The following is a 26,648-nucleotide window of genomic DNA, read 5'->3' as shown; positions in this document are numbered from 1 at the left end:
CCCCTTAGGGCGCGCCGACGCAGTTGGCGTAGAAGGTCGTGGTCGCAGGCCAGTCGGAAAAGACGCCCAGCACGCCCACCTGCCCGTGCAGGACATCGAGCAGCCGCAGGATGTCGCCGTCGCCGGTCACCACCGGCTTGATCGACTGATAATAGTACCCGCCGCCGCCCTTCAGGGGGCCCGAGCGCTCCAGGGACCACGCGATCAGGCCCAGGCCGGCCTTCTTCGCCTCCCGGGCGTAGGTCGAGGGCTCGATCGTCCCGTCAGGCCCCGGCCGCACCAGCATCCAGAGCGGTGGCGCCAGGATCTTCACGCCCTTCTGCGCGAGTTCGGTCATGCCGGGCTGCCACGTAGCGGGCTTCTCCGGGTCGAAACCCTTCGCGGTCTCGTCGCGGTCGTCGAGGAAGATCGCCTGGCGGCCGAAATCCGGATCCTTCTCCAGCCAGTACAGGATGTCCCGCAGCTGGAAGCTCTGCGGATAGACGTCGGAGGCCGGGATGCCGGCCTGCCGGTACTCGTCGATCAGCTGCTGGGCGTACATGTCCTGGGTGTAGGTGCCGTCGAACGGCATCGGCACCTGGGGGGCCTTCAATTCGGGGGTGAACTTCCGCCCCAGCCCCTTCACCAGCGCGATGTACTCCTTGTGGGACATCAGCGTGCCGGTGCCGGCGTAGAGATCGGTACGCCAGCGCGGGGTCGCGTTCATGTAGGCCGTCACGCTGGTGGCGTCCGGATCGGCGGCGTCCATCTTCCCGTTCAGCGACTTGAACTCGTCCAGCGTCAGGTCGCTGGTGCAGCACTTGGCCGAGGCCCTGCGGCCGGTGGCCGGATCGGCCGGCGTGAAGCCCTGCGTGCATTTCGCCGCGAGCTCGGGTCGGGCCAGGATGTCGGTGGTCGTGTGCAGATCGCACTGGCTGTGACGGCAGACGAGCTGGCGGTCCTTGGTGAAGGCCACGTCGCACTCGATGATCCCGGCGCCCATCCGGTCGGCGGCGAGCACCCCCTCCCGTGTATGCTCCGGAAACATCAGCGGCGCGCCGCGATGCGAGATCGAGAAGGCCCTGGGCGTGTAGGTCCGGTCGATTCCGCAGGCGGCGAGCGTGTCCTTGAGCGGGCCGGGCTTCAGCTGGTCGACGAGGTAGAAGGGCCGCGGCCCGAGCTGGGCGGCCTCGCCGGCGAGGCCGGGTCCCGGCCCCAGGAGCAGCCCCAGCCCGATCATGAACGCACGCATCGCGAACCTCCCGTTTCAGGTCGCCGGTAGAGGGCCACGGTGACAGCGGCGTGACCCCGGTCTCGCCGACTCGGAAGCGGCGTGATAGCGGCACGCCATGACCGCGCCTGCATCGATCTCGACCCTGCGCACGCAGAGCGCAACCGCCACTGTCGCGGGCTTCGGTGCGATCCTGCTGTGGTCGCTGCTCGCCCTGTTCACGGCCGCCTCCGGGACGGTGCCGCCGTTCCAGCTCGCCGCCATGACCTTCCTGATCGGCGGCCTGTGCGGCTGCGCAACCTGGATCGTCCGGCCGAGCCGCGCCCGCGCCTTGATCCAGCCCTGGCCGGTCTGGCTGCTCGGGGTCGGAGGCCTGTTCGGCTACCACGCCCTTTACTTCAGCGCCCTGCGCCTCGCGCCGCCGGCCGAGGCCGGGCTGATCAACTATCTCTGGCCGCTGCTGATCGTCCTGTTCTCGGCCCGCCTGCCGGGCTCGGGCGGGTTGCGCCCGGGCCATCTCATCGGGGCGGTCCTCGGTCTCGCCGGCGTCGCGGCCCTGTTCGCCGGACGGGCCGATCTCACCTTCGCTGCGGGCGCGCTGCCGGGCTACGCGGCCTCCCTGGCGGCGGCCTTCGTCTGGGCCGGATACTCGGTGCTCTCGGCCCGGGTCGGGCAGGTGCCGACCGACGCGGTCGCAGGGTTCTGCCTCGCCACGGCGGCGCTCAGCCTCGCGTGCCATCTGGCCTTCGAGGCGACGGTCTGGCCGGCCGATGCGGTGCAATGGGGCGCCGTGCTCCTGCTGGGTCTCGGGCCCGTGGGGGCGGCCTTCTATCTCTGGGATATCGGCTGCAAGCGCGGCGACGTCCGGCTCCTCGGTGTCACGGCCTACGCGGCGCCGGTCCTCTCGACGCTGATCCTGGTGGCGGCGGGCTATGCCAGCCCGAGCCCCGCCCTGGCGGTCGCCTGCCTGCTCATCGTGGCGGGGGCGCTCACGGCGGTGCGGACGTCGCGGACGGCGCCGAAGCGAGGCTAGCGCCGCGGCGTCGGCCGCCAGTCCGGCGGCGCCATCTCGAAGCCGGCGAAGTCGAAGCCCGGCGAGACCGTGCAACCGACGAGCGTCCAGGCGCCCAGGCTGGTGGCGGTCTGCCAGTGGCCGGTCGGCACGACGCATTGCGGGCGCTGCCCCGCGGCGAGATCCGGGCCGAGATGCTGGGCCGTGGCGTCGTGCCCGTTGGGGCTCGTGGTGATCACGAGCGGCGCGCCGGCATGCCAGTGCCAGATCTCGGTGGCGTCGACCCGGTGCCACGCCGAGACCTCGCCGAGATCCAGCAGAAAGTAGATTGCCGTGCCGACCGAGCGCCCCTCCACCGTGCGGGGATCGCGAAAGGTCTCGCGGTAATGGCCGCCCTCGGGATGGGGTTTCAGCCCCAGCGTCGCGATCACCTCGGCTGCCGTCATGATCCGCCTCTCCATCCGCCGCGCCGGCGTCCGGCCGGCCGCTTGCCGGCACTGGACGCCGATGCTACCGGCCGAAAAACCCGTAAGGTCCGAAAAAGATGCCGAGCCCCACCGTACGTCTCCACCGCGGCGACCTGCCCGCCGATTACGATGCGGGCCGGGCGGTGGCCATCGACACAGAGACGCTCGGGCTCAACCCGCATCGGGATCGTCTCTGCGTGGTGCAGCTCTCCACCGGCGACGGGACGGCCGACGTGGTCCAGATCCCGCAAGACGGTCCGGAGCCGGTGATGCTCAAGCGCGTCCTGGCCGATCCGGAAATCCTCAAGATCTTCCACTTCGCGCGGTTCGACGTGGCGGTCCTGTATCGGGCGCTCGGGGTGATGCCGATGCCGGTCTACTGCACCAAGATCGCCTCGAAGCTCGCCCGGACCTATACGGATCGCCACGGCCTGAAGGACGTGGTCCGCGAACTCGTCGGCGTCGACCTGTCGAAGCAGCAGCAATCCTCGGATTGGGGCGCCGAGAATCTGTCGCAGGCCCAGCTCGATTACGCGGCGTCGGACGTGCTCCACCTCCACGCGGCCCGCGACCGGCTCGACGCGATGCTGGCCCGGGAAGGGCGCAGCGATCTCGCGGCCGCCTGTTTCGCCTTCCTGCCGACCCGGGCCCGCCTCGACCTCGACGGCTGGCCCGAGACCGACATCTTCGCGCATACTTGAGGAGGCGGAGGATTCTGCACACTTCCTGTGCGGAGTGAGACTTTCCTGTCACCGCACCGCGATGTGTCGCTGGTAAGTTGTGGTTGCCAGGGCTTCCGGGTCCCGGCCAGTCCCTCCTCGCCGGTCACCCACCCGATCAGGCCGGCGAGGAGGGTCCGTCGTGCTCAGGTCAGCGTCCGCGGGCCGGACGGCGTCGTGATCCGGGCGGTCCAGCGCGGGCCGGGGCCCGCCACGACCCGCGGCGGATCGGCGAGGCCGAGCGCGGCGTGCAGCTCCGTGACGGCGTCGGGATCCGGATGCGTCAGGATGAGCGCCTCCAGACCGGCGCCGAGATCCGGCATCCGCCCCGCCGGATTCCCGCGTTGCCCCCAATCCATGACGCACGGCGCTGCCCCGTCCGCCGGCCACACCCCGCCCGGGGGCACCGCGAAGCGCCAGGACAGGTCGCCGCGGGTCATCGTCGCCGCCGCGCCGAGGAGCGCGCCATGGGCGGCGAGAACGCCGTCGAGATCGTCCGTGCGGGCGACGAAGCCGCGCAGCCGCCGGCCCGAATCCCAGTCGGCCCGCACCCGTGCGGCATCGCCGAGGCCGAACCAGCGCGCCCGCGGCGGGACCGGCGCCTCGGGATCGACAGCGATCACCTCCAGGAACGTGGCGTCGCCGAGACGCATCAGATGGTTGCGGGTGCCCATCTCGCGGTGGCGCCCGCCTTCCGGCATCGTCAGGCCGAGGCAATCCCGGACATGCGCCACGCCTTCCGCGAGATCGGGCGCGACGACGACGAGGTGGTCGAGGGTAAGCATCGGGCGGGCTCCGTGTGACCGCTAGCGCCTGGGCGGCCGGCGGCCAGGGCATTCCCGGGGCCGCGCAGGTCCCGACCCGGCCTTCGTGCTGACGGGCGCCGCAAAATCAGGTGGGGATGGGTAACTCCGGAACGTCCCCAAGAAAAAGGCCGGGGCCCCGCGAGAGGCCCCGGCCTGGGAGAGATCCGGGCCGGGCATCGTGCCCGGCCCGCACTCACCTTACAGCGAGTAGTACTGCACGAACTCGATCGGGTGCGGGGTCATCTCGTAGCGCAGCACCTCGGTCATCTTCAGCTCGATGAACGAGTCGATCTGGTCGTCCGAGAACACGCCGCCCTCCTTGAGGAAGGCCCGGTCCTTGTCGAGGTTGGCGAGCGCCTCGCGGAGCGAGCCGCACACGGTCGGGATCTTCTTCAGCTCCCGCGGCGGCAGCTCGTAGAGATCCTTGTCCATGGCCGGACCCGGGTCGATCTTGTTGCGGATGCCGTCGAGGCCGGCCATCAGCAGCGCCGAGAAGGCGAGGTAGGGGTTCGCCATCGGGTCGGGGAAGCGGACCTCCACGCGCTTGGCCTTCGGGCTCTTGGTCCACGGGATGCGGCAGGAGGCCGAGCGGTTGCGCGCCGAGTAGGCCAGCAGCACCGGCGCCTCGTAGCCCGGCACCAGGCGCTTGTACGAGTTGGTCGACGGGTTGGTGAAGGCGTTCAGCGCCTTGGCGTGCTTGATGATGCCGCCGATGTACCAGAGGCACTCCTGGGAGAGGCCGGCATACTTGTCGCCGGCGAAGACCGGCTTGCCGTCCTTCCAGATCGACTGGTGGACGTGCATGCCCGAGCCGTTGTCGCCGTAGACGGGCTTGGGCATGAACGTCGCCGACTTGCCGTAGCTCTGCGCGACGTTGTGGATGCAGTACTTGTAAATCTGCATGTGGTCGGCGAGCAGGGTCAGCGTGTCGAACTTCATGCCGAGCTCGTGCTGGGCCGAGGCCACCTCGTGGTGGTGCTTCTCGACCTTCACGCCCATGGACTGCATGGCCGCGAGCATCTCGCCGCGCATGTCCTGCGCCGAATCCTGCGGCGGGACGGGGAAGTAGCCGCCCTTGGTCTGCACCCGGTGGCCGAGGTTGCCGCCCTCGTAATCGGTGAAGCCGTTGGTCGGCAGCTCGGTGGAGTCGAGCTCGAAGCCGGTGCGGTAGGGGTCGGCGCCGAACTTCACGTCGTCGAACACGAAGAACTCGGCCTCGGGGCCGACATAGATCGTGTCGCCGATGCCGGTCTGCTGCAGGTAGGCCTCGGCGCGCTTGGCGGTGCCGCGCGGGTCGCGGCCGTAGGGCTCGCCGGTGGCCGGCTCCAGCACGTCGCACACGATCGACATGGTCGCGGCCGAGAAGAACGGGTCCAGGGTGGCGGTCACCGGATCCGGCATCAGCAGCATGTCGGACTCGTTGATCGCCTTCCAGCCGGCGATCGAGGAGCCGTCGAACATGGTGCCCTCGTCGAAGATCTCCTCGTCGATGAGCGACACGTCGAACGTGACGTGCTGCCACTTGCCGCGCGGGTCGGTGAACCGGAAGTCCACGTAGCGCACGTCGTTGTCCCGGATCGTCTTCAGCACCTCGGCCGCAGTGGTCATCGTGGGCATCCTCCAGGGATCTCTGAATCGTCTCTCGGGGCGCACCCGCACGCGGTCGCGTGCGCCGGCAAGCGGGGCTTGATATCCGGCGCGGGCGTGCCTTGCCACCCGCCGGGCCCCGGAATCGGCGGCCGGATAGAACGATCGGTCCGCGATTGCGTCCGATCTCGAAACCGTGATCGCGCCATACCGTTTCTAGGGCATCGTTGTTCTCCGGCAATGGCCCTGCTGGCACGATCCATGCGAAGGCGGCCGCAGCCGTCGACGAGGCGGCAAGCCGTTCGCGTCTTCCCGGGTTGCCCAGGTCGCGCATCGATACGGACGAGAGAACCGGAATGACCAAATATAAGCTCGAGTACATATGGCTCGACGGGTACACGCCGACCCCGAACCTCCGCGGTAAGACGCAGATCAAGGAATTCGACAGCTTCCCGACCCTCGAGCAGCTCCCGATGTGGGGCTTCGACGGCTCGTCCACCAAGCAGGCCGAGGGCGGCAGCTCCGACTGCATGCTGAAGCCCGTGCGCCACTTCCCCGACCCGGCCCGCAAGAACGGCGTGCTGGTGATGTGCGAAGTGATGATGCCGGACGGCGTGACCCCGCACGAATCCAACAAGCGCGCCACCATCCTGGACGATGCCGGCGCCTGGTTCGGCTTCGAGCAGGAGTACTTCCTGTACAAGGACGGCCGCCCGCTCGGCTTCCCGGCCTCCGGCTACCCGGCGCCGCAGGGCCCGTACTACACCGGCGTCGGCTACTCGAACGTCGGCGACGTCGCCCGCAAGATCGTCGAGGAGCACCTCGACCTCTGCCTCGATGCCGGCATCAACCACGAGGGCATCAACGCCGAGGTGGCCAAGGGCCAGTGGGAGTTCCAGATCTTCGGCAAGGGCTCCAAGAAGGCCGCCGACGAGATGTGGATGGCCCGCTACCTCCTGCAGCGCCTCTGCGAGAAGTACGGCATCGACGTCGAGTACCATTGCAAGCCGCTCGGCGACACCGACTGGAACGGGTCGGGCATGCACTGCAACTTCTCGACCGCGTTCATGCGCGAGCACGGCGGCAAGGCGTATTTCGAGAAGCTCATGGAGGCGTTCAAGAACGCCCGCGAGGAGCACATCGCCGTCTACGGTCCGGACAACCACATGCGCCTGACCGGCAAGCACGAGACCGCCTCGATCCACGAGTTCTCGTACGGCGTGGCCGATCGCGGCGCCTCGATCCGCGTGCCGCATTCCTTCGTGAACAACGGCTACAAGGGCTACCTCGAGGACCGCCGTCCGAACTCCCAGGGCGACCCCTACCAGATTGCCTCGCAGGTGCTGAAGACGATCGCTTCCGTGCCGGCCGAGGCCGCTGCAGCCGCGTAAGACGCGGGGGAAGCGTCAGAGCTTCCCACAGAACGAACGAAGCCGGGCCCTTTGGTCCGGCTTCGCCGTTTCCGGATCGGGTGGGCCGGTCCGTGACCCGTGCCCGCGCTTTAAGATAACGCGTTCCGCTGGGCGGCCCTGGTATCGCGGGGATGTCGCGGGGTGCGTGGAGGGGCGGAGCGCCCGAGTTTCCGGTTTCAGGATCGGCGCGGGCGCTCGTCGTCGCGGATCGCCGCCTCGTGGTACCACGCGCCGCCGCCGAGGCTCGGCACGGGTGCGGGTTTCGCGTCCGGAGCGGCCCGCGCGGTCAGGCGCGAGCGCCGGAACGCGGACAGATCGTAGATCTTGGCGCTCTCGCGCGGGTCCGTCGCGGCCATCGCACATCCTCCTGCATCGGGTTCAAGCGGCCGACCAGGCCAGCCGTTCCCGATGATGTGGGGTGTGGAAGGCGGCGCTCCAGTGCGGAACGCGCCGATGCCGGACATTCGCGCAGTGCGAAATCTTAGGCAGAGAAGCGTTGCGGGAGCGGGACGGCCCGCGTCAGATCGCGTCCGTTCCGGTCTCGCCGGTGCGGATGCGGATCGCTTCCTCGATGGTCGAGACGAAGATCTTGCCGTCGCCGATGCGGCCGGTCTGGGCCGACTTGCGGATCGCCTCGACGGCGCCCTCCACAAGGGCGTCGGACAGAACGATCTCCAGCTTCACCTTGGGCAGGAAGTCGACCACGTATTCGGCGCCCCGGTAGAGCTCCGTATGGCCCTTCTGACGGCCGAAACCCTTCGCCTCGATGACGGTGATGCCCTGGAGACCGACCTCCTGGAGCGCCTCCTTCACTTCGTCGAGCTTGAAAGGCTTGATGATCGCTTCGATCTTCTTCATGCCGCTCGGGCCTGCGCTGCGGTGCCGGGCATTTCTAACATCCTCGTGACGCCTCCGCCATGCCGTTTTCGCGGCGTGCCCAACCATAGTGCCTATTTCATGTGCGATCCACGCACATCCTTCAGGCGCTTCTCCGGTTTTTGGCGCGTTTTTAGTCAGGGCTGATCGGTGCACGGGCAGAGGGGAGGGCGGACATGCGGTTGTTGACGGTCGCGGCGATGAGGCGGGTCGATGCGGCAGCCATCGACGGCGGCGTGCCGGGCCTCCGGCTGATGGAGGCTGCCGGCGCCGCGGTCGCCGCCCGCGCCCGGGCTCGCCTGCCGGCGGGCGGAAAGACGGTCGTCCTGTGCGGACCCGGCAACAACGGAGGCGACGGCTTCGTGGCCGCGCGCCTGCTGGCGGAGGCCGGCTACGGCGTCGACCTCGTCCTTCTCGGTGAGCGTGCGGCGCTAAAAGGGGACGCCGCCCTGGCCGCCCAGGCCTGGACGGGACCGGTGTGTCAGGTCGACGGCAGCCCGCTGCCGTCCTGCGACCTCGTGATCGACGCCCTGTTCGGGGCCGGTCTGTCGCGCGATCTCGACGGCGCCGCCCGCGCGCTCGTCGAGGCGGTGAACGCCGCCGGGGTCCCGGTGCTCGCGGTCGACGTGCCGACCGGGATCGACGGCAATACCGGTGCGGTGCGAGGTGTCGCGATCCGGGCGGTGGAGACCGTGACCTTCGTGGCGTTCAAGCCCGGACACCTGCTCCAACCCGGACGCAGCCTCTGCGGGCAACTCAGCCTCGCGGATATCGGGACCGGACCGGAGGCGCTCGCGGTCGGTCTGGCCGTCGGCCCGCCGCTCCATCGGAACGGGCCCGACCTGTGGGCCGGAGCCTTCCCGCGGCTCAGCGGATTGAGCCACAAATACACCCGCGGCCACGCCCTCGTGCTGTCCGGGCCGGCCACGAAGACCGGGGCCGCCCGGCTGGCCGCCCGCGGTGCCCTGCGGGTCGGCGCCGGGCTCGTGACCGTCGCGTCGCCGCCCGCGGCGCTCGCTGAGAACGCCACGCATCTCACGGCGATCATGCTGCGGCCTTGCGAGAGTGCCGATGACCTCGACGACCTGCTCACCGACGAGCGGCTGAATGTGGTTCTGGCCGGTCCGGGACTCGGGACCGGCGAGCCCACCCGGGAACGCGTCGCCGTGGCGGCGGCGGCCGGGCGCGGCCTCGTTCTCGATGCCGACGCGCTGACGAGCTTCGCCGGGCAGGCGCGCCTTCTCGCCGCCCATTTGGCGGATGGCGATGCCCGGGCCGTCCTGACCCCCCATGCCGGCGAGTTCGCGCGGCTCTTCGACGGTACGGCGGCGGCAGGCGCCGCCGACAAGGTCGCGCGGACCCGCGCGGCGGCGGAACTCACCGGCGCCGTCGTGGTCCTCAAGGGCGCCGATACTGTCGTCGCCGCCCCGGACGGCCGCGCGGCGATCAACGACCACGGCAGCCCCTATCTCGGCACTGCGGGCTCCGGGGATGTGCTGGGTGGCCTGATCGCCGGCCTGATGGCCCAGGGCATGGACCCCTTCGAGGCCGCCGCAACCGGGGTGTGGCTCCACGGCGATGCCGGCCTGCGCCACGGTCCCGGCCTGATCGCCGAGGACATCCCGGAGCTGATGCCGGCGGTGCTCCGGGACCTCGTCGAATCCGCGCTCAGGTGACTTCGAAGACGGTCCACAGGCCGGTGTCGAACCGCTCCAGCACCGTGGCGCTGATCAGCCAGCGCCCCGGATTGTCGGCCAGGAAGCCGATCCGTGCGGTCCTGCCCTCCAGGAGCTGGAACGTGTCCAGCCAGTAGGGCTCCCAGCCATCGTCGAGGGGGTGGAGCAGCCGGAAGCAATGGCCGTGCAGGTGCAGGGCCTGGGGAAAGGCGGTATCGTTGCGCAGGGCCAGCACCACGACCTGGCCGCGCTTCACCGAGAAGATCGGCTGGAGGCCCGTGGTGCCGCTCACACCGTTCACCGACCAGATCTTCTGCGGATCGCCCGTATAGACGGCGTCGGGCGCCGGACCGTCCTTGGCGCCTCCCTTGTCCTTCGGCACGAAGGCGCCGCTGGTGATCACGACGTCGCGGCGCAGGGCGTTCTGGAGCTTGACCTCGGCCGGCAGGCGCTTGTTCTCGCCGATCGGCCCGATCGGCGGCCGCTTCTCGGTGATCTTGGCGCCCTTCGTGGTGACGCTGGCCAGGATGAGGCCCTTGCCGATCAGCGCGTGGATCGCGCAGGTGGCGCCTTCCTCCTCCGGCAGGTCGACGAGCAGGTCGTAGCGGGTTCCCGGCGGGAAGGGCAGGGTGGCCCGGAGCGGCTCGAACGTGTCGGTGGGCTGCCCGTCGACCGCCGCCACATAGACCTTGACGCCTTCGAACTTGATGCGCGTCGCCCGGGCGTTGCAGGCATTGCCGAGGCGCAGGCGGACCCGGGCCCCGGGGCGGGCCTCGAAGATGCCCGGCACCGGCTTGCCGTTGACCGTGACGAGGTTGCCGAGGCGCCCGTGTGCGGCCGCGAGCGGAACCTGCCCGAAGGGCAGGAGCGTGCCGTCATCCTCGAGCCGCCAATCCTGCAGGACGACGCTGACATCGGCATCGACGGCGGGCGGATTCGCCTCCTCGACGACCAGCATGCCCGCGAGCCCGCGCCCCGACGGTTCGCTCGACCCCCCGACGACCAACGGCCGGATCAGGTAGGAGCCGGCATCCGGCGGCGTGAACGCGTAGAGGAAGTCGCCGCCCGGCGGGATCGGCGCCTGGGTCACCCCGCCGACGCCGTCCATGGCGTTGACGTTGCGCACCCCGTGCCAGTGCAACGCGAGCGGCTTGTCGGTCCGGTTCTCGACCTTCAGCCGCACCGGCTGGCCGAGCTTGACCCGGACGACGGGCGGCAGGGCCTTACCGTCGAAGCACCAGACCGGCGTTTCGGGCGCGGGCTCCGACCGGAACCGAGCCCGGCCGGGGGCCGCCGGCAGGGCGGCCGGTTCCGGTTGCGCCGGAAACGCCGCCCCGCTGCCGGGGGGCGGGCTCGGCGCCTGGGCCCGCGCCGCGTCCGGCACCAGCCCGAAGGCGGCGGCGGTGGCGAGGAGGCTCCGGCGCGACGGCGAGCCGGCGCGCGAATCGGTCGGCGGCACGGGGCGGGATGGCGGCATGGGATCTCGGCTGCGGCTCGCGACGGGTTCGCTCCATAGCGGCGTGTCGGCTCCCGCGCCACAGGGGTAAGTTTTTTGCTGCGGGCCGGCCGGCCCATGCTATAGGGCGCGCTTCCGGCGGCCGGCGATGCGCCGGATGTCGGCGCGCGCGGGCGTGGCGGAACTGGTAGACGCGCTGGATTTAGGTTCCAGTGTCGCAAGACGTGGGGGTTCGAGCCCCTCCGCCCGCACCAGGACGTCTGCTGCGGTAGCGGTCCCCTCGGGACCCTCCGTCCCGTACCCGACATCTCGGCATCCCGGTCCGCGCGAGCACGACGCCGGCCCGCCCGGCGAACCCAGGTTTCTTTGAAGAGCGACGACGACGATGCAGGTGACCGAGATCAACGCCCAGGGGCTGAAGCGCGAGTTTCAGGTTCTGCTGGCCGCCCAGGAACTCGAGGAGCGCCTGACCAACGAGCTGTCCGGCATGAAGGACAAGGTGCAGCTCAAGGGCTTCCGCCCCGGCAAGGTGCCGGTCGCGCATCTGCGCAAGGTCTACGGCCGCTCCGTGATGGCTGAGGTGGTGCAGAACGCCGTCAACGAGGCCAATCGCCAGATCGTCGCCGACAACGGCCTCAAGCTCGCCCTGGAGCCGCAGGTCGAGTTCCCGAGCGATCAGGCCGAGGTCGAGAAGGCGCTCGACGCCAAGGGTGACCTCGCCTTCAAGGTCGCCCTCGAGGTGATGCCGAGCTTCGAACTCGCCGACCTCTCCGACGTCAGCCTGACCAAGCGCGTCGCCAAGCCTTCCGACGCGGAGGTGGACGAGGCCCTGGAGCGCATGGCCGGCCAGGGCCGCCCGTTCGCCGAGCGCGACGAGGGCGCGGAGGCCCAGAGCGGCGACCGCGTCACCATCGACTTCGTCGGCCGCATCGACGGCGAGGAGTTCCAGGGCGGCAAGGGCGAGGGCATCGATCTGGAGCTGGGCTCCGGCTCGTTCATCCCGGGCTTCGAGGACCAGCTCGTCGGCGCCAAGGTCGGCGACAAGCCGCTCGTGAAGGTCACCTTCCCCGAATCCTACGGGGCCGAGCACCTCGCCGGCAAGGACGCCGAGTTCGACGTGACGGTCACGAAGATCCAGGCGCCGGGCGAGGCCAAGGTGGACGACGAGTTCGCCAAGTCCATGGGCATGGAGTCGCTGGAGAAGCTCCGCGAAGCCGTGTCGGAGGCGATCGGCCGCGACTTCGAGGCCGCCACGCGCCGCCGCCTCAAGAAGGACCTCCTTGACGCCCTGGACGGCAAGTACGCCTTCGAGCTGCCTCCGTCCCTGGTGGCGCAGGAATTCGCCGCGGTCTGGGCCCAGGTCGAGCAGGACCTCAAGACGCGCGGCAAGACCTTCGAGGATGAGGACACCACCGAGGAGAAGGCCCAGGCCGAGTACCGGAAGATCGCGGAACGGCGCGTCCGTCTCGGTCTCGTGCTTGCGCAGGTCGGCGAGAGCGCCGATATCAAGGTCTCGGATGAGGAGGTGAACCAGGCCCTCATCGCCCGGGTCCGGCAGTTCCCGGGCCAGGAGCAGCAGGTCTGGGACTTCTACCGGAAGAATGCGCAGGCGCTCGCGGAACTCCGCGCGCCCCTGTTCGAGGAGAAGGTCGTTGACCACGTCCTCGGGCAGGTCAAACTCGTCGAGGAGCCTGTCTCGAAAGAGGCGCTTTTCGCAGACGAAGATGACGACGACACGACCGGCGAGAAGCCGGCAGACAAGGCCGAGGCCAAGACCGAGGCAAAGGCCGACTGAGTCCCGCCCTGTCCGAGCGACGGCGGGCAAGGGTTAGGCGATGGTTAAGCATCGCCGGTGTTCGCTGACATGCCCGGGGCTGCCCTGATTCGCGGCAGCCCCGGGCCTCACTCCTGGGCAGGACGAGATGAGAGATCCGATCGACGTCTACAACAATGCGCTCGTGCCGATGGTCGTCGAGCAATCGAGCCGCGGCGAGCGCGCCTTCGACATCTACTCCCGCCTGCTGCGCGAGCGCATCATCTTCCTCACCGGCCCCGTGGAGGATTACGGCGCGTCGCTGATCGTGGCGCAGCTGCTGTTCCTCGAGGCGGAGAATCCGAAGAAGGAAATTTCCTTCTACATCAACTCCCCCGGCGGCGTGGTCACCTCGGGCCTGTCGATCTACGACACGATGCAGTTCATCCGCTGCCCGGTGACGACGCTGTGCGTCGGCCAGGCCGCCTCCATGGGATCGCTGCTGCTCACCGCCGGCGAGCCCGGCCACCGCTTCGCCCTGCCGAACGCCCGGATCATGGTCCATCAGCCGTCGGGCGGCTTCCAGGGCCAGGCGACCGACATCCTGATCCATGCCCGCGAGATCGAGGCGCTGAAGCGGCGCCTGAACGAGATCTACGTGAAGCACACGGGTCGCGACTACGACACGATCCACACCGCCCTTGAGCGCGACAATTTCATGACCGCGGACGCGGCCAAGGAGTTCGGGCTCATCGACGAGGTGATCGAGAAGCGCCCCGAGCCGGCAGCCGCCTGATCGGATCCGCGACGCCTGACCGCCGCGGCGCGGCCTTGATCCCGCCGCGGCAGCGTGTTTGCATCCGAGATCGGGCCCTTCGGTCAAAGGCGCGCAGCACACTGTTTCTTTAAACGGGCCCCCTACATTCAAACGATGCGCGTCCGCCCCCTTGCCGGCTGCGGACGCGAGGAATCGGAGACCGATATGAGCAAGACTGGCGGCAACGACTCGAAGAGCACGCTGTATTGCTCGTTCTGCGGCAAGAGCCAGCACGAGGTCCGCAAGCTGATCGCTGGCCCGACCGTGTTCATCTGCGACGAGTGCGTCGAGCTGTGCATGGACATCATCCGCGAGGAGTCGAAATCCTCGCTGGTGAAGAGCCGCGACGGGGTGCCGACCCCGAAGGAGATCCGCCGCGTCCTCGACGACTACGTCATCGGCCAGGACTTCGCCAAGAAGGTCCTCTCGGTCGCCGTGCACAACCACTACAAGCGGCTCGCGCACGCGACGAAGCACAACGACGTCGAGCTGGCCAAGTCCAACATCATGCTGATCGGGCCGACCGGCTCGGGCAAGACGCTGCTCGCGCAGACGCTCGCCCGCATCCTCGACGTGCCGTTCACCATGGCGGATGCCACGACCCTCACCGAGGCCGGCTACGTCGGTGAGGACGTCGAGAACATCATCCTCAAGCTGCTCCAGGCCTCGGACTACAACGTCGAGCGGGCGCAGCGCGGCATCGTCTACATCGACGAGATCGACAAGATCTCCCGCAAGTCCGACAACCCGTCGATCACCCGCGACGTGTCGGGCGAGGGCGTGCAGCAGGCGCTCCTGAAGATCATGGAGGGCACGGTCGCCTCCGTTCCGCCCCAGGGCGGCCGGAAGCACCCGCAGCAGGAATTCCTGCAGGTCGACACGACCAACATCCTGTTCATCTGCGGCGGCGCCTTCGCGGGGCTGGAGCGGATCATCTCCCAGCGCGGCAAGGGCACCTCGATCGGCTTCGGCGCGACCGTGCAGGCCCCGGACGACCGCCGCACCGGCGAGATCTTCCGCTCGGTCGAGCCGGAGGACCTCCTGAAGTTCGGCCTCATCCCCGAGTTCGTCGGCCGCCTGCCGGTCCTGGCGACGCTTGAGGATCTCGACGAGGCCGCGCTGAAGAAGATCCTGCAGGAGCCGAAGAACGCCCTGGTCAAGCAGTACCAGCGGCTCTTCGAGATGGAGAACGTCGATCTGACGTTCCAGGACGACGCGCTGTCGCTCGTCGCCCGCAAGGCGATCGAGCGCAAGACCGGCGCCCGCGGCCTGCGCTCCATACTGGAGACGATCCTGCTCGACACGATGTACGACCTGCCGGGCCTCGAGTCCGTGGAGCAGGTCGTGATCGGTCCGGAGGTGGTCGAGGGCAAGTCGCGTCCCCTCTACATCCACGGCGACCGCAACAAGGAAGCGCCCGCCAGCGTCAGCGCGTAAGCGCTTGGTAGGGTTGCGTTAAGCGCCCGGCTCCGGCCGGGCGCGCTGCGGGGAACATCTTGAAAACGCTGCGCCCCGCAGCCACCTCAGGCTCAGCGCGGTGGCCGCACGCTCCTTCGAGGTCCGGTCCGCGTCACCAGCCGCAAAGTTTTCGAAATTCCGACCCTCGCGGCCCGGTCGGCCCCTGGCTGTAGGCGCGCTCCATGCTTGGAGGTGCTGAACCCGGGCGTCCCTGAGAGGAAGTCAGCATGTCACAGTCGAAATCGCGCCAGCCGGTGGTCCCGGGCACGACGGGCACCTACGCCGTCCTCCCCCTGCGCGACATCGTCGTCTTCCCGCACATGATCGTGCCCCTGTTCGTGGGGCGCGAGAAGTCGATCCGCGCCCTTGAGGAGGCGGTCCGCACCGACCGCCACATCCTGCTCGCCACCCAGATCAACGCGGGCGACGACGATCCGGCCACCGATGCGATCTACAAGATCGGCACCCTTGCCTCCGTCCTCCAGCTCCTGAAGCTGCCCGACGGCACCGTGAAGGTGCTGGTGGAAGGCGTCGGCCGCGCCAAGGTCACGGGCTTCACCCGCTCGGACGAGTACTACGAGGCCACCGCCGAGGCCCTGCACGACGAACTCGGCGACCGCGTCGAGGCCGAGGCGCTCGCGCGCTCGGTGCTCTCGGAGTTCGAGAACTACGTCAAGCTGAACAAGAAGATCTCGCCCGAGGTCGTCTCCGCCGTGACCCAGATCGACGAGCCGTCCAAGCTCGCCGACACGATCGGCTCGCATCTGCTCGTTAAGATTTCCGACAAGCAGGGCATCCTGGAGACCCCCACGGTGGCGCAGCGCCTCGAGCGCGTGCTGTCGCTCATGGAGAGCGAGATCTCCGTGCTGCAGGTGGAGAAGCGCATCCGGACCCGCGTCAAGCGGCAGATGGAGAAGACCCAGCGCGAGTACTACCTGAACGAGCAGATGAAGGCGATCCAGAAGGAGTTGGGCGACTCCGAGGATGGCCGCGACGAGCTGGCTGAGCTGGAAGAGAAGATCGAGAAGACAAAGCTCTCCAAGGAGGCCCGCGACAAGGCGACGGCGGAGCTGAAGAAGCTGCGCCAGATGTCGCCGATGTCGGCCGAGGCGACCGTCGTGCGCAACTACCTCGACTGGATGCTCGGCATCCCGTGGGGCAAGCGCTCGAAGATCAAGAAGGATCTGCTCGGCGCGCAGGCGCTCCTCGACGAGGACCATTTCGGCCTTGACAAGGTCAAGGAGCGGATCGTCGAGTACCTCGCCGTGCAGCAGCGGGCGAATAAGCTCACCGGTCCGATCCTGTGCCTCGTCGGTCCCCCCGGCGTCGGCAAGACCTCGCTCGGCAAGTCCATCGCCAAGGCGACGGGTCGTGAGTTCGTGCGCATGTCGCTCGGCGGCGTCCGTGACGAGGCCGAGATCCGCGGTCACCGCCGGACCTATATCGGCTCGATGCCCGGCAAGATCGTGCAGTCGATGCGCAAGGCCAAGACCTCGAACCCGCTCATCCTGCTCGACGAGATCGACAAGATGGGCATGGACTTCCGCGGCGATCCGTCGGCGGCGCTCCTCGAGGTGCTCGACCCTGAGCAGAACAGCACCTTCAACGACCACTACCTGGAGGTGGATTACGACCTCTCGAACGTGATGTTCGTGACCACGGCCAACACCCTCAACATCCCGGGCCCGCTCATGGACCGGATGGAGGTGATCCGCATCGCCGGATACACCGAGGAGGAGAAGGTCGAGATCGCGCGCAAGCACCTGATCCCGAACGCCCTGAAGAAGCACGGGCTGGGGACGCACGAGTGGTCGATCGACGATGACGGGCTGATGATGCTGGTCCGCCGCTACACGCGGGAGGCCGGCGTCCGGAACCTGGAGCGCGAGCTGTCTAACCTGATCCGCAAGGCGGTGAAGGAGATCCTGATCACCAAGACCAAGTCGGTCGCGGTGACGACGGAGACCCTTCCGGTCTTCCTCGGCCCGCCGAAGTTCCGCTACGGCGAGATCGACGCGGACGATCAGGTGGGTGTGGTCACGGGTCTGGCCTGGACCGAGGTCGGCGGCGAGTTGCTGACGATCGAGGGCGTCATGATGCCCGGCAAGGGCAAGATGACGGTCACCGGCAATCTGAAGGACGTGATGAAGGAGTCGATCTCGGCGGCGGCGAGCTACGTCCGCTCCCGGGCGATCGACTTCGGGATCGAGCCGCCGCTCTTTGAGCGTCGCGACATCCACGTCCACGTTCCGGAGGGGGCGACCCCGAAGGACGGTCCGTCGGCCGGCATCGCCATGGCCACCGCGATCATCTCGACGCTGACCGGGATCCCGGTCCGCCGTGACGTCGCGATGACCGGCGAGGTGACGCTCCGCGGTCGGGTCCTGCCGATCGGCGGCCTGAAGGAGAAGCTGCTCGCCGCGCTGCGCGGCGGTATCAAGACGGTGCTGATCCCCGAGGAGAACGCCAAGGACATCGCCGAGGTGCCCGACAGCGTGAAGAACGGGCTGGAGATCGTCCCGGTCTCGCGGATGGATCAGGTGCTGGAGAAGGCGCTGGTCCGTCAGCCCGAGGCGATCGAGTGGGAAGAGCCGCTGCCGGTGGCCAAGCCTGCCCGGACCGAGGAAGACGGCGCCGCCTTCGTGGCTCACTGACGAAGACGTCCGAATGATACGAGCCCCCGGAGCTTCGCGCCCCGGGGGCTTTTTCATGCGCGGAGGCTTGGATGCGCGTCCTGCTGATCAACCCGAACACCAGCGCGCATGTCACCGACCTCGTCGCCGCCCATGTCCGTGCGCAACTCGGTGACCAAGCGGAACTGCGCGCCGTCACAGGCCGCTTCGGGGCGCGTTACATCGCGAGCCGGGCTGCCGCATCCATCGCCGGCCATGCGGCGCTCGACGCCCTCGCGGAGCATGGGGCTGAGTGCGACGCGGTGTATCTGGCCTGCTTCGGCGATCCGGGTCTTCTCGCCCTGCGCGAGCTGTCGCGGGTGCCGGTCATCGGCATGGCGGAAGCCGCCTGTCGCGAGGCCGCCGCGGCGGGCCGTTTCGGCATCGTCACCGGGGGCGCGGCCTGGGAGCCGATGCTGCGGGAATTCGTGGCGGCCCTCGGCCTGTCCGATGCTCTGGCGGCGCTCCACACGGTGGCTCCGAGCGGTGGCTCCATCGCCCGTGATCCGGACGCCGCCCTGGCGACCCTGGCCGAGGCCTGCCGCGCCTGCGCGGCGTCCGGCGCCGAGCGCGTCATTCTCGGAGGTGCCGGCCTCGCGGGACTGGCGCGGCGGATCGCGGCGCAGGTTCCCGTTCCGCTGATCTGCTCGGTCGAGGCGGGAACCCGTGCGGTTCTGGCAGCGGGGGCGACCGGGACGGTCCGGTTCAGGCCAGAGCCCGTGGAGAGCGTTGGCTTGGCGCCGGCACTGGCGGCGCGGCTCGTCGATCCCTGACGCCGATCCGAAACGGAGCCCCTTGCACCGCACCGGCGCCATGCCGTAACGGTCGCCGGCCGGGCGGTTAGCTCAGTTGGTAGAGCGTCTCCTTTACACGGAGAGGGTCGGGGGTTCGAGTCCCTCACCGCCCACCAGAAACCTCCCTCTTTCGCGGAGCTGGCCGTTCCATCGGTCGCACGTTCTGCGCGGGGACCGTTCTGACGGCACCGCCACGCCACCGAGCCGGCAAAGCGCGCCAGGGGGCGAGCCGGGCCTCGTAACGAGGTCCCGGAGGGGATCACGCGCGGTCCGGCGGCGCGTCGGTTTCGACGGCGTCTTCTGCGGCAGGACCGAGGGCCAATGCGTACCTTTCGATCCTGCGCATCTGTCCGCGCGCCACTTGGCCCGGGGTGGAGCATCGATCTGTGGGCTGAGCGGCAGCGCCTCCGAACGTCAACGATTGCAATTGTTTGAGAGCCATGTGCCGGTCTGGCGTATCGAGGGCCGATCGGCGCACGTCGTGTGAATCGCGACCTCGGGGCCGGCCTACGCCTCGGCCGATTAGGTCGCACCGCCAGGCGCGACCCGATCGGGCATCGCGAGGAGGCCTGCCGGGCGGGCTCAGGCCGCCCGGACGGTGGTCAGGAAGCGTCGCACCTCGGCCGACAGATGTTCGGATTGCTGCGACAGCTCGGACGCCGAGGTGAGGACGTGCGCGGCGGCTGCGCCCGTGTCTTCGGAGGCGTGGGCCACACCCGCAATGTTGCCGGTCACTTCGGCCGTGCCGCTCGAAGCCTGCGCCACGTTGCGCACGATCTCCTGCGTGGCGGCGCTCTGCTGCTCGACGGCCGCCGCGATGCTGGAGGCCACGTCGTTGATCTCGCGGATCCGCCCCGTGATCCCACCGATGGCCGAAACGGCCTGGTCGGTCACGCCCTGCACCTGCCCGATCCGCCGGCCGATCTCCTCGGTGGCCCGTGCCGTCTGATTGGCCAGCTCCTTCACCTCGGCCGCCACCACGGCGAAGCCGCGGCCCGACTCTCCCGCCCGGGCGGCCTCGATCGTCGCATTGAGGGCCAACAGGTTGGTCTGGCCGGCGATGTTCGAGATCATTCCCACCATCGCGCCGATCTGCTCGGCGGCCTGGCTGAGTTCCTGCACGAGGCGCGTGGTCTGGTCCGCCTCCGCCACCGCAGCCTGGGCGAGCCCGGCCGAGCCGGCCACCTGCCGGCCGATCTCCTGCACGGAGGTCCCCAATTCCTCGGCGGCTGCCGCCACGGTCCCGACATTGGCCGCCGCCTCCTCGGCCGCCGCGGCGACCGTGGTCGATTGCGCGGCCGTCTGGCTCGCATTGGCGGTCATCTGCTCCGCCGTGGCCTGCAACTCCGTGGAGGACGAAGAGACCATGCTGACGATGCCGCCGACCGCCCGCTCGAAGCTGTCGGCCAGTTCGACCATCGTGCGCCGGCGCTCCGCCGCGGCGGCCGCATCGGCGATCTGCCGGAGTTCCGCTTCCTCAGCGGCTTTGCGGGCGACCATGGTCTTGATGTTGTCGACGGCGCGGCCGAGCGCGCCGATCTCGTCGCCCCGCTGGCTTTCGGGGATCTCCGCGTCGATCTCGCCGGCGGCCATGCGCTCCAGCACCGCCACCAAGCGGGTGATCGGGCGCTGGATGTTGAGCATCAGCAGGATCGCGGCCGTGAGCAGGCTCAGCAGCATGGCCGCACCCGCCAAGAGGCCGAAGCGCGTCGCTGCGCTGACCTGCTCGGTCGTGGTCTCCATGGCCTTGTCGGTGAAGCCGCGCGCGTTGGCCACGGCCTGATCGATCATGCCCTCGGCCCGGGCGATCTGCTCCGTGATCGACCGTCGTGCCGCGTTCGCCGCGTCCGGATCGACCGCGCCGCCGCGCAGGTCCGTCCGTCCGGCGTCGGCATAGGTCCTCACGGCGCCGGCCAGATCCTGCAACGCTGTCCCGCTGTCACGCAGGATCTGCGGCTTCAACGCGATGGCGATCGGGCGCTCGAGGCCGCGTGACGCCTGCTCGGCTTCCTTGGCCGCCCGGGTGACGGCCGCGTCGGCCTCGGAAGCGGTCCGGGCCAGATCGACGGCCTTGAAGCTCAGCTGGATCCGGTTCAGGGCGACCTGCGCCTGCGAGATCCCGGTCAGGATCGTCTGCTCCCGGGCGACGGCGTCGGTCGCTTCCGCGATCCGACGGTCGCTGTTCCATTGGTTGTAGATCACGCCAGTAGCGAACAAGGCCGTCACGGCGGACGACAAAATCAGTTTGCGGCCGATTGTCAGGCGGGGCATGTGGATCGCCAGTATCCGAGGTGATTGAGCTGGAATTACGTGCTCAATCTTCGGGGTATCGGATAAAGAAAATCCTAATCGCGCGTTTTTTTCCTTGGTGTCGCGATTTTCGACTTGTGTGCGCAAGAGGTTTCGGGCGCGCGCAGGGATTGGCGGCACCGCATCCGCGTGCCCGACGCATGCGAAGGCGAAAAGTTCCGGGTCGGCTGAGATTTATTGCGCGGGAAACCGGGCGGTCAAAGCGACGGCGGCGGCGACGGGCAGCGATAACGGGCTGGATCGAGGTGAACGGCGCGTCGTTGGATCGGAACATTCCCGTCGCAGGCCGTGATCGGGCCGTGATCGGGCCATGTCCGGTGGACTGATCGGAATCTGCACGGGGCAGCATCTTCAAGCACCCTCGCCACGCGCGGGGCCGCCGGACGCGTCAGGCGCAGGCTTGCACCGCGCAGGCCGCGCGCACGACCGCAGCGGCCTGGAAATGATGGAGCATGTGGCCGGCGTCCGGCAGACGTTCGAACCGCGCGCCGGGGATCATCCCGGCCGCCCGCATTCCGTGCAGGGTGCTGTTCACCACCAGGTCGGCGCTGCCGCCCAGGATGCGGACGGGCCGGTGCAGCGACGGGTAGCCGAGGACGTTGCGGGTCAGCGCCGGCCAGAGCCAGCCGGCATCCTCCCCCTCGGCGGTGATCTGCCCCGGGCGACCCGCGAGATCGAACGGGAAGTCCCGAGCGAAGCGCGGCGGCATCGCCTCGGGAAAGAACATCGCGTTCCACAGGAGCGGCAGGAGCATCCGGTCGCTGCTCGCGGCCAGGAGGGCCGACAGAGCGTCGCCGCCGAACGGCAGCGCCCGCGGCCCGAACAGCACCTGCTCCAGCCGCGGCTCCGGGAAGCAGATCGGCGCCAGGGCCACGACGCCGGCGATCTCCTCAGGATGGAGCATCCCGTACGCCAGGGCGACGGCCCCGCCGAACGAGTGACCCAGGATCACCGGCCGCCGCAGGCCGAGGCGCTGCACGGCTTCCCGGATGCTCGCGGCCTGATCCCAGATGTCGGCGGCGGCGCCCCGCGGGCGTCGGCTGAAGCCGTGGCCCGGTCGGTCGACGGCGACCACGCGGAAATGCTCGGCCAGTGCCGGCACGGGGCCGAGCCAGACGTCCTCCAGGCACATCAGCGTGCCGTGGATCGCCACGAGGTCCGGTCCGGTGCCGGTCTCCGCGTAGGCGATCGTCCGGTCCTGCGCCAAAGCGACGATCCGGCGCGGCACGATCCGGGGATCGGCCCCGGCTCCCTGCGCCGGCCGAGCGGCGCCGGGCAGAGCCTCCGTGCCAGCGGCCACTTACAGGCGCCGCCGGCGCCCGGACGATGGGCCGAGCACCGCGAAGGCCGTGACCGCGCCGACGCCGAGGAGACCGGCCGCGGCGGCGAGGGGGTGCAGGCTCGCACGGGTATAGGCGCTGGTCCGCATGACCGGGACGGGCGGGTCGCCCCGCGTCTCGCCGGCCGCCACCGGCGCATGCAGGGCGCCGTCCGGATTGCGCGGCGCGTCCGTCCGCTTCTGCAGGGCGATGATCGCCGAGCTGAGGTGGTCGTAGGCCCCGGGCGCGAATTCCTTGCCGGCCACGAAGGCCTTGCCGGCCCCGCCCACGATGATGTCGCGCTGCGGGTGCACGGCCGCGTGCAGGATGGCGTTGGCGACTTCCTCCGGTGGGTAGATCGGAGGCGGCAGGCTCGGTTCGCGGTCCATGTAGTTGCGCGCCCGCTGGGGCAGGGGCGTGTCGATCGAGGCCGGCTTGATCAGCGTCACCGAGACCGGCGCCTTCTCGTCCATCAGCTCCATGCGCAGGGCATCGGTGAAGCCCTTCACGGCGTGTTTCGAGGCCGCGTACATGCCCTGGTACGGGAAGGCGAGATCCGAGGCGATGCTGCCGACGTTGATGAGGGCGCCACCGTGCTGCCGCAGGTGCTCGGTCGCCACCAGGGACCCGTAGACGGTGCCCCAGAGGTTGGTCTGGATCAGGCGCTCATGGTCGGCGTCGCTGATCTCGCGCAGCCGGCCGTAGATCGAGCCGCCCGCGACGTTCACCCAGGTGTCGAAACCGCCGAAGGTCGCCACGGCCCGGTCGGCGACCGCCTGCACGTCGGCCCGCCGGCCGACATCGGCCACGACGTCGATCGCCTTGCCGCCGACGCCCTCGATCTCGGCCCGGATGCGCGCCAGGGCGTCGCCGCTGCGCGCCGCCAGCACCACCCGGGCGCCGCGTTCGGCCGCCATACGGGCCGTGGCGAGGCCGATGCCCGACGAGGCGCCGGTGATCACGATCACCTGCGCGCGGAGCGGCTTATGCGTCATGCGGTATCCCCGATGCTGCCCGGCGCGGCCGCACGGAAACGGCCACACGCTGTGCTATCGATCGGGGAGGCCGCATGTTCCGAGCGCGCCTGCGGGCGATCGGGTCGCAGGGACGTCGGGTCCTGCGCGCTCAGCGTCCGTAGATGTCCTCCACGCGGATGATGTCGTCCTCGCCGGTATAGGAGCCGACCTGGACCTCGATCAGCTCCAGCGGGATCTTCCCCGGATTGGCCAGCCGGTGCATCGAGCCGATCGGCAGGTAGACCGCCTCGTTCTCGTGGACCAGCACCACCCGGTCGTCGATCGTCACCTCGGCGGTGCCGCGCACCACGACCCAGTGCTCCGCCCGGTGGTAGTGCTTCTGCAGCGATAGCCGCCCGCCCGGCACCACCTGGATCCGCTTCACCTGGAAGCGCTCGCCGATGTCGATGCGCTGGTACCAGCCCCAGGGCCGGTACATCCGCAGATGCGCGTCCGCCTCCGGCGCGCCCGAGGCCCGCAGGGCGTTGACCAGATCCTTCACCTGACCCGAATGCGCCTTGGAGGCCACCAGCACCGCGTCGGGGGTGGAGACCACCACCACGTCCTCCAGCCCGACCACCGCGGTCAGGCCCTCGCCCTGGCTGTGCACGAGGCTGTTCTTCGTGCCGATCAGCGAAACCCGGCCCCGCACGGCGTTGCCTTCCGTGTCGTGGTCCAGCACCTGCCAGACCGCGTCCCAGGTGCCGACATCCGACCACGAGAACGACACCGGCAGCACGCCGGCCCGGGCGGTCCGCTCCATCACCGCGTAGTCGATCGAGATCTTGGGCGCCTGGGCGAAGGCCGCCGCATCGAGGCGCACGAAGTCGAGGTCGGTCACCGCCGCCTCCAGCGCCGCCCGCGCGGCCGCCAGCACCTCGGGGACGAACGCCTCCAGCTCGGCCAGCATCAGGTCGGCGCGGAACAGGAAGTAGCCCGAGTTCCACAGGGCGCCGTCCGTGATCAGCGCCTCGGCGCCGGCCCGGTCGGGCTTCTCGACGAAGCGGGCGACCCGGGCCGCGCCGGGCGCCTCGGCGATCGGCTCGCCCCGGCGGATGTAGCCGTAATCGGTGGCGGGCCGGTCCGGCTCGATGCCGAGCGTCATGGTGTAGCCGGCCTGGGCGCCGGCGGCCGCGCGCCGCACCGCGTCGACGAAGGCCTCCGTGTCGGGCACGACATGGTCGGCGGCCAGGATCAGCACCACGGCCTGCGGGTCGGCGGCGGCGGCGTGCAGTGCGGCCACCGCCACGGCGGCGGCCGAGTCGCGGCCCTGCGGCTCCAGCAGGATGTCGGCGGCAAGACCCAGCTGGTCACGCTGCTCGGCGACGATGAAGCGGGCCTCCGCCGAGGCGATGACCGTGGGCCTGGCGAAGACGGACGCGTCCGACACCCGCGCCAGCGTCGCCTGGAAGGTCGAGCGCTCGGCATCCACCAGCCGGGCGAACTGCTTGGGCATGCTCTCCCGCGACGCCGGCCACAGCCGCGTCCCCGTCCCCCCGCACAGGATCATCGGGTGGATCTGGATCGAAGATCGGGACATGGCGGCGTCTCCCGAGAGGGCTCGGCGGGGGCGCGGCCGAGCCCGCCCCGCGCGGGTGCGATGGACTCTCGGCCGCCGATTTCCAGATCTGCCCTTACCGTCGGGGCGGAGACTGAACAACCTGCGCGCATTATCCGCGCCGGAACGGACTGGCTCCGTGCCGGGGGATGGTTATTTCTGACCTGACATGAATGCGCCCGTCCCCACCCCCCCGGCCGACGATCCGGTGCCGTCCCCGCGCCGGATCCCCTCGGTGGAGCGCCTCGTCGGCGCCGCGTCGCCCGCGGAACTCGAGACCTACGGACGGACGGCCTTCACGGATGCCATCCGGACGGTTCTGGCCGGGATCCGGGCCGGGGGCCGCCCCGTCCCGGACGCGGCGGCGATCCGGGCCGAAGCGTCCGCGCGGCTCGCCGCCGAGCGCCGCCCGTCCCTGCGGCCGGTCTTCAACCTGACCGGGACGGTGCTCCACACCAATCTCGGTCGCGCCCTGCTGCCCCGCTCGGCCGCGGAGGCGGTGGCCGCCGTGATGGTGCAGGCGAGCAACCTCGAATTCGATCTGGCGACCGGCGCCCGCGGCGAGCGCGACGACCATGTCGAGGCGCTGATCTGCCGCCTGACCGGCGCCGAGGCCGCGGTGGTCGTCAACAACAACGCGGCGGCGGTCCTGCTGGTGCTGAACGCGCTCGCCATGCGCAAGGAGGTGGTGGTCTCCCGCGGCGAGCTCGTGGAGATCGGCGGCTCGTTCCGGGTGCCGGACGTGATGGTGCGGGCCGGCTGCCGCCTGCGCGAGGTCGGCACCACCAACCGCACCCACCTGCGCGACTATGCGGAGGCCCTCGGGCCCCGCACCGGCTTGGTGATGAAGGTGCATCCGAGCAACTACGCCATCGCGGGCTTCACCGCGGCGGCGGATCCCGTCGCCCTCCACGCCCTCTGCCGGGAGCGGGGCGTGCCGCTGGCGGACGACCTCGGCAGCGGCAGCCTCGTCGACCTCGCGGCCTACGGCCTGCCCCCCGAGCCCACGGTCCGGGTCGCCCTGGAGCGGGCGGATGTCGTGACCTTCAGCGGCGACAAGCTGCTCGGCGCGGTCCAGTGCGGCATCGTCGCCGGCCGGAAGGACCTGATCGCCCGTGTGCGCAAGAACCCCCTGAAGCGCGCCCTGCGCGTCGACAAGATGACCTACGCGGCCCTCGAAGCCGTGCTGCGGCTCTATCTGCATCCCGAGCGGCTGCGTGCGGAGCTGCCGACCCTGCGGCTCCTCACCCGCGAGCGGCACGCGATCGCCGCACAGGCCGAGCGCCTCGCCCCCGCGGTGGCGGAGCGGCTCGCCGGCCGGGCCACGGTCTCGGTCGCCGACTGCATCAGCCAGATCGGATCCGGCGCCCTGCCGGTGGAGACGCTTCCCAGCGCCGCCCTGGTCCTGACGCCGAACGCCCCGGGGGGACGGGGCGGCGGCGGGCGGTGCCGGCGGCTCGCCGAGGATCTGCGCCGGCTTCCGGTGCCGGTGATCGGCCGCATCAGCGACGAGGCCGTCCGCCTCGACCTCCGGACCCTGGAGGACGAGGCCGGCTTCCTCGCCGCCCTGGCGGCGCTGACGCGCGCTGAAGACGGGCGACGAACCACATAGGGTTGTTGAGAGAACGGATCACACGTCTGGATCTTGCGCGCCGGCATCCCGTGTTATGGTATAATGACGGACCTGCGGTCGCGGTCGAGAGTGGCGGTGCGTGGACCGCGATGGGCGA

Annotated in this window: 21 protein-coding genes and 2 tRNA genes; 12 read left to right on the top strand and 11 right to left on the bottom strand. The window is 69.8% G+C overall.

Features of this window, described 5'->3' with window-relative positions:
- Nucleotides 1–4 precede the first annotated feature (4 nt).
- Nucleotides 5–1,231, bottom strand: a complete 1,227-nt coding sequence (locus A3862_RS05675) for a glycerophosphodiester phosphodiesterase family protein (RefSeq protein WP_043760214.1) — start codon at nucleotides 1,229–1,231, stop codon at nucleotides 5–7.
- 97 nt (nucleotides 1,232–1,328) lie between these two features.
- Here A3862_RS05675 and yddG point away from each other — a divergent pair, with 97 nt between their 5' ends.
- Nucleotides 1,329–2,243 (top strand): aromatic amino acid exporter YddG, encoded by a 915-nt coding sequence (yddG, locus tag A3862_RS05670; RefSeq protein WP_051976168.1) that lies wholly within the window; start codon nucleotides 1,329–1,331, stop codon nucleotides 2,241–2,243.
- On the opposite strand, the gene A3862_RS05665 is transcribed toward yddG, so the two are convergent.
- Nucleotides 2,240–2,668: a cupin domain-containing protein gene (locus A3862_RS05665; protein ID WP_078947133.1), complete on the bottom strand. Its 429-nt coding sequence runs from the start codon at nucleotides 2,666–2,668 to the stop codon at nucleotides 2,240–2,242. The two genes, yddG and A3862_RS05665, sit on opposite strands and share 4 nt — an antisense overlap.
- A gap of 98 nt (nucleotides 2,669–2,766) precedes the next feature.
- Here A3862_RS05665 and A3862_RS05660 point away from each other — a divergent pair, with 98 nt between their 5' ends.
- Nucleotides 2,767–3,390 carry a ribonuclease D gene (locus A3862_RS05660; protein WP_043760216.1) on the top strand — a complete coding sequence of 208 codons (624 nt, stop codon included), beginning with the start codon at nucleotides 2,767–2,769 and terminating at the stop codon, nucleotides 3,388–3,390.
- A gap of 164 nt (nucleotides 3,391–3,554) precedes the next feature.
- Here the strand turns inward: A3862_RS05660 and A3862_RS05655 are convergent, their stop codons facing one another.
- Together A3862_RS05655 and glnA are read right to left on the bottom strand one after the other, a co-directional pair.
- Complete coding sequence (locus A3862_RS05655; protein ID WP_043760218.1) at nucleotides 3,555–4,193, bottom strand: VOC family protein; 639 nt, start codon at nucleotides 4,191–4,193, stop codon at nucleotides 3,555–3,557.
- Nucleotides 4,194–4,412: 219 nt separating this feature from the next.
- Nucleotides 4,413–5,822 (bottom strand): type I glutamate--ammonia ligase, encoded by a 1,410-nt coding sequence (gene glnA / locus A3862_RS05650; protein ID WP_043385529.1) that lies wholly within the window; start codon nucleotides 5,820–5,822, stop codon nucleotides 4,413–4,415.
- A 335-nt stretch (nucleotides 5,823–6,157) separates the two neighbouring features.
- Here glnA and A3862_RS05645 point away from each other — a divergent pair, with 335 nt between their 5' ends.
- Nucleotides 6,158–7,192, top strand: a complete 1,035-nt coding sequence (locus A3862_RS05645; protein WP_043347488.1) for a glutamine synthetase beta-grasp domain-containing protein — start codon at nucleotides 6,158–6,160, stop codon at nucleotides 7,190–7,192.
- Between the two features lie 197 nt (nucleotides 7,193–7,389).
- On the opposite strand, the gene A3862_RS05640 is transcribed toward A3862_RS05645, so the two are convergent.
- Both A3862_RS05640 and A3862_RS05635 read right to left on the bottom strand, forming a co-directional pair.
- Nucleotides 7,390–7,569: a DUF2735 domain-containing protein gene (locus A3862_RS05640; RefSeq protein ID WP_043347490.1), complete on the bottom strand. Its 180-nt coding sequence runs from the start codon at nucleotides 7,567–7,569 to the stop codon at nucleotides 7,390–7,392.
- Nucleotides 7,570–7,732: 163 nt separating this feature from the next.
- The gene (locus A3862_RS05635; RefSeq protein WP_003600526.1) at nucleotides 7,733–8,071 is read right to left on the bottom strand and encodes a P-II family nitrogen regulator; all 339 of its coding nucleotides are present in this window, start codon (nucleotides 8,069–8,071) and stop codon (nucleotides 7,733–7,735) included.
- A gap of 194 nt (nucleotides 8,072–8,265) precedes the next feature.
- On the opposite strand from A3862_RS05635, the gene A3862_RS05630 reads away from it, so the two are divergent.
- Nucleotides 8,266–9,765, top strand: coding sequence for a bifunctional ADP-dependent NAD(P)H-hydrate dehydratase/NAD(P)H-hydrate epimerase (locus tag A3862_RS05630; RefSeq protein ID WP_043760220.1), 1,500 nt, complete (start codon nucleotides 8,266–8,268; stop codon nucleotides 9,763–9,765).
- Here the strand turns inward: A3862_RS05630 and A3862_RS05625 are convergent.
- A complete protein-coding gene (locus A3862_RS05625; protein ID WP_111473432.1) occupies nucleotides 9,758–11,242 on the bottom strand; it encodes a multicopper oxidase family protein in 1,485 nt (494 codons plus the stop codon). The genes A3862_RS05630 and A3862_RS05625 overlap by 8 nt on opposite strands.
- 148 nt (nucleotides 11,243–11,390) lie before the next feature.
- Here A3862_RS05625 and A3862_RS05620 point away from each other — a divergent pair.
- The 7 genes from A3862_RS05620 to A3862_RS05590 all read left to right on the top strand — a co-directional run bounded on the left by A3862_RS05620 (nucleotide 11,391) and on the right by A3862_RS05590 (nucleotide 18,831).
- Nucleotides 11,391–11,475: transfer RNA gene (locus tag A3862_RS05620), tRNA-Leu, on the top strand.
- Nucleotides 11,476–11,606: 131 nt separating this feature from the next.
- On the top strand, nucleotides 11,607–13,016 hold the full coding sequence (gene tig, locus A3862_RS05615) for a trigger factor (RefSeq protein WP_043347496.1): 1,410 nt from the start codon (nucleotides 11,607–11,609) through the stop codon (nucleotides 13,014–13,016).
- 127 nt (nucleotides 13,017–13,143) lie between these two features.
- A complete protein-coding gene (locus A3862_RS05610; protein ID WP_012322036.1) occupies nucleotides 13,144–13,770 on the top strand; it encodes an ATP-dependent Clp protease proteolytic subunit in 627 nt (208 codons plus the stop codon).
- Between the two features lie 186 nt (nucleotides 13,771–13,956).
- Complete coding sequence (gene clpX, locus A3862_RS05605; RefSeq protein WP_043385521.1) at nucleotides 13,957–15,228, top strand: ATP-dependent Clp protease ATP-binding subunit ClpX; 1,272 nt, start codon at nucleotides 13,957–13,959, stop codon at nucleotides 15,226–15,228.
- A gap of 248 nt (nucleotides 15,229–15,476) precedes the next feature.
- Nucleotides 15,477–17,903 (top strand): endopeptidase La, encoded by a 2,427-nt coding sequence (lon, locus tag A3862_RS05600; RefSeq protein ID WP_043357208.1) that lies wholly within the window; start codon nucleotides 15,477–15,479, stop codon nucleotides 17,901–17,903.
- A 71-nt stretch (nucleotides 17,904–17,974) separates the two neighbouring features.
- Complete coding sequence (locus tag A3862_RS05595; protein ID WP_043760225.1) at nucleotides 17,975–18,694, top strand: aspartate/glutamate racemase family protein; 720 nt, start codon at nucleotides 17,975–17,977, stop codon at nucleotides 18,692–18,694.
- 61 nt (nucleotides 18,695–18,755) lie between these two features.
- Nucleotides 18,756–18,831: transfer RNA gene (locus tag A3862_RS05590), tRNA-Val, on the top strand.
- Nucleotides 18,832–19,297: 466 nt separating this feature from the next.
- On the opposite strand, the gene A3862_RS05585 is transcribed toward A3862_RS05590, so the two are convergent.
- From A3862_RS05585 to A3862_RS05570, 4 genes are all read right to left on the bottom strand, one after another.
- The gene (locus A3862_RS05585; protein WP_043760226.1) at nucleotides 19,298–20,986 is read right to left on the bottom strand and encodes a methyl-accepting chemotaxis protein; all 1,689 of its coding nucleotides are present in this window, start codon (nucleotides 20,984–20,986) and stop codon (nucleotides 19,298–19,300) included.
- A gap of 427 nt (nucleotides 20,987–21,413) precedes the next feature.
- Nucleotides 21,414–22,325: an alpha/beta fold hydrolase gene (locus A3862_RS05580; protein ID WP_043760228.1), complete on the bottom strand. Its 912-nt coding sequence runs from the start codon at nucleotides 22,323–22,325 to the stop codon at nucleotides 21,414–21,416.
- On the bottom strand, nucleotides 22,326–23,339 hold the full coding sequence (locus tag A3862_RS05575) for an SDR family oxidoreductase (protein ID WP_043387397.1): 1,014 nt from the start codon (nucleotides 23,337–23,339) through the stop codon (nucleotides 22,326–22,328). It lies immediately after the preceding gene.
- Between the two features lie 130 nt (nucleotides 23,340–23,469).
- Nucleotides 23,470–24,900, bottom strand: coding sequence for a mannose-1-phosphate guanylyltransferase/mannose-6-phosphate isomerase (locus A3862_RS05570; RefSeq protein WP_043760230.1), 1,431 nt, complete (start codon nucleotides 24,898–24,900; stop codon nucleotides 23,470–23,472).
- 187 nt (nucleotides 24,901–25,087) lie between these two features.
- On the opposite strand from A3862_RS05570, the gene selA reads away from it, so the two are divergent.
- Complete coding sequence (gene selA / locus A3862_RS05565) at nucleotides 25,088–26,530, top strand: L-seryl-tRNA(Sec) selenium transferase (protein WP_052083774.1); 1,443 nt, start codon at nucleotides 25,088–25,090, stop codon at nucleotides 26,528–26,530.
- Nucleotides 26,531–26,648 lie beyond the last annotated feature (118 nt).

This window comes from Methylobacterium sp. XJLW (genome assembly GCF_003254375.1).
Taxonomy (GTDB): Bacteria; Pseudomonadota; Alphaproteobacteria; order Rhizobiales; family Beijerinckiaceae; genus Methylobacterium; species Methylobacterium fujisawaense.
Note: the sequence above shows the minus strand (reverse complement) of the source record. Positions and strands in the feature narration are given on the sequence as shown.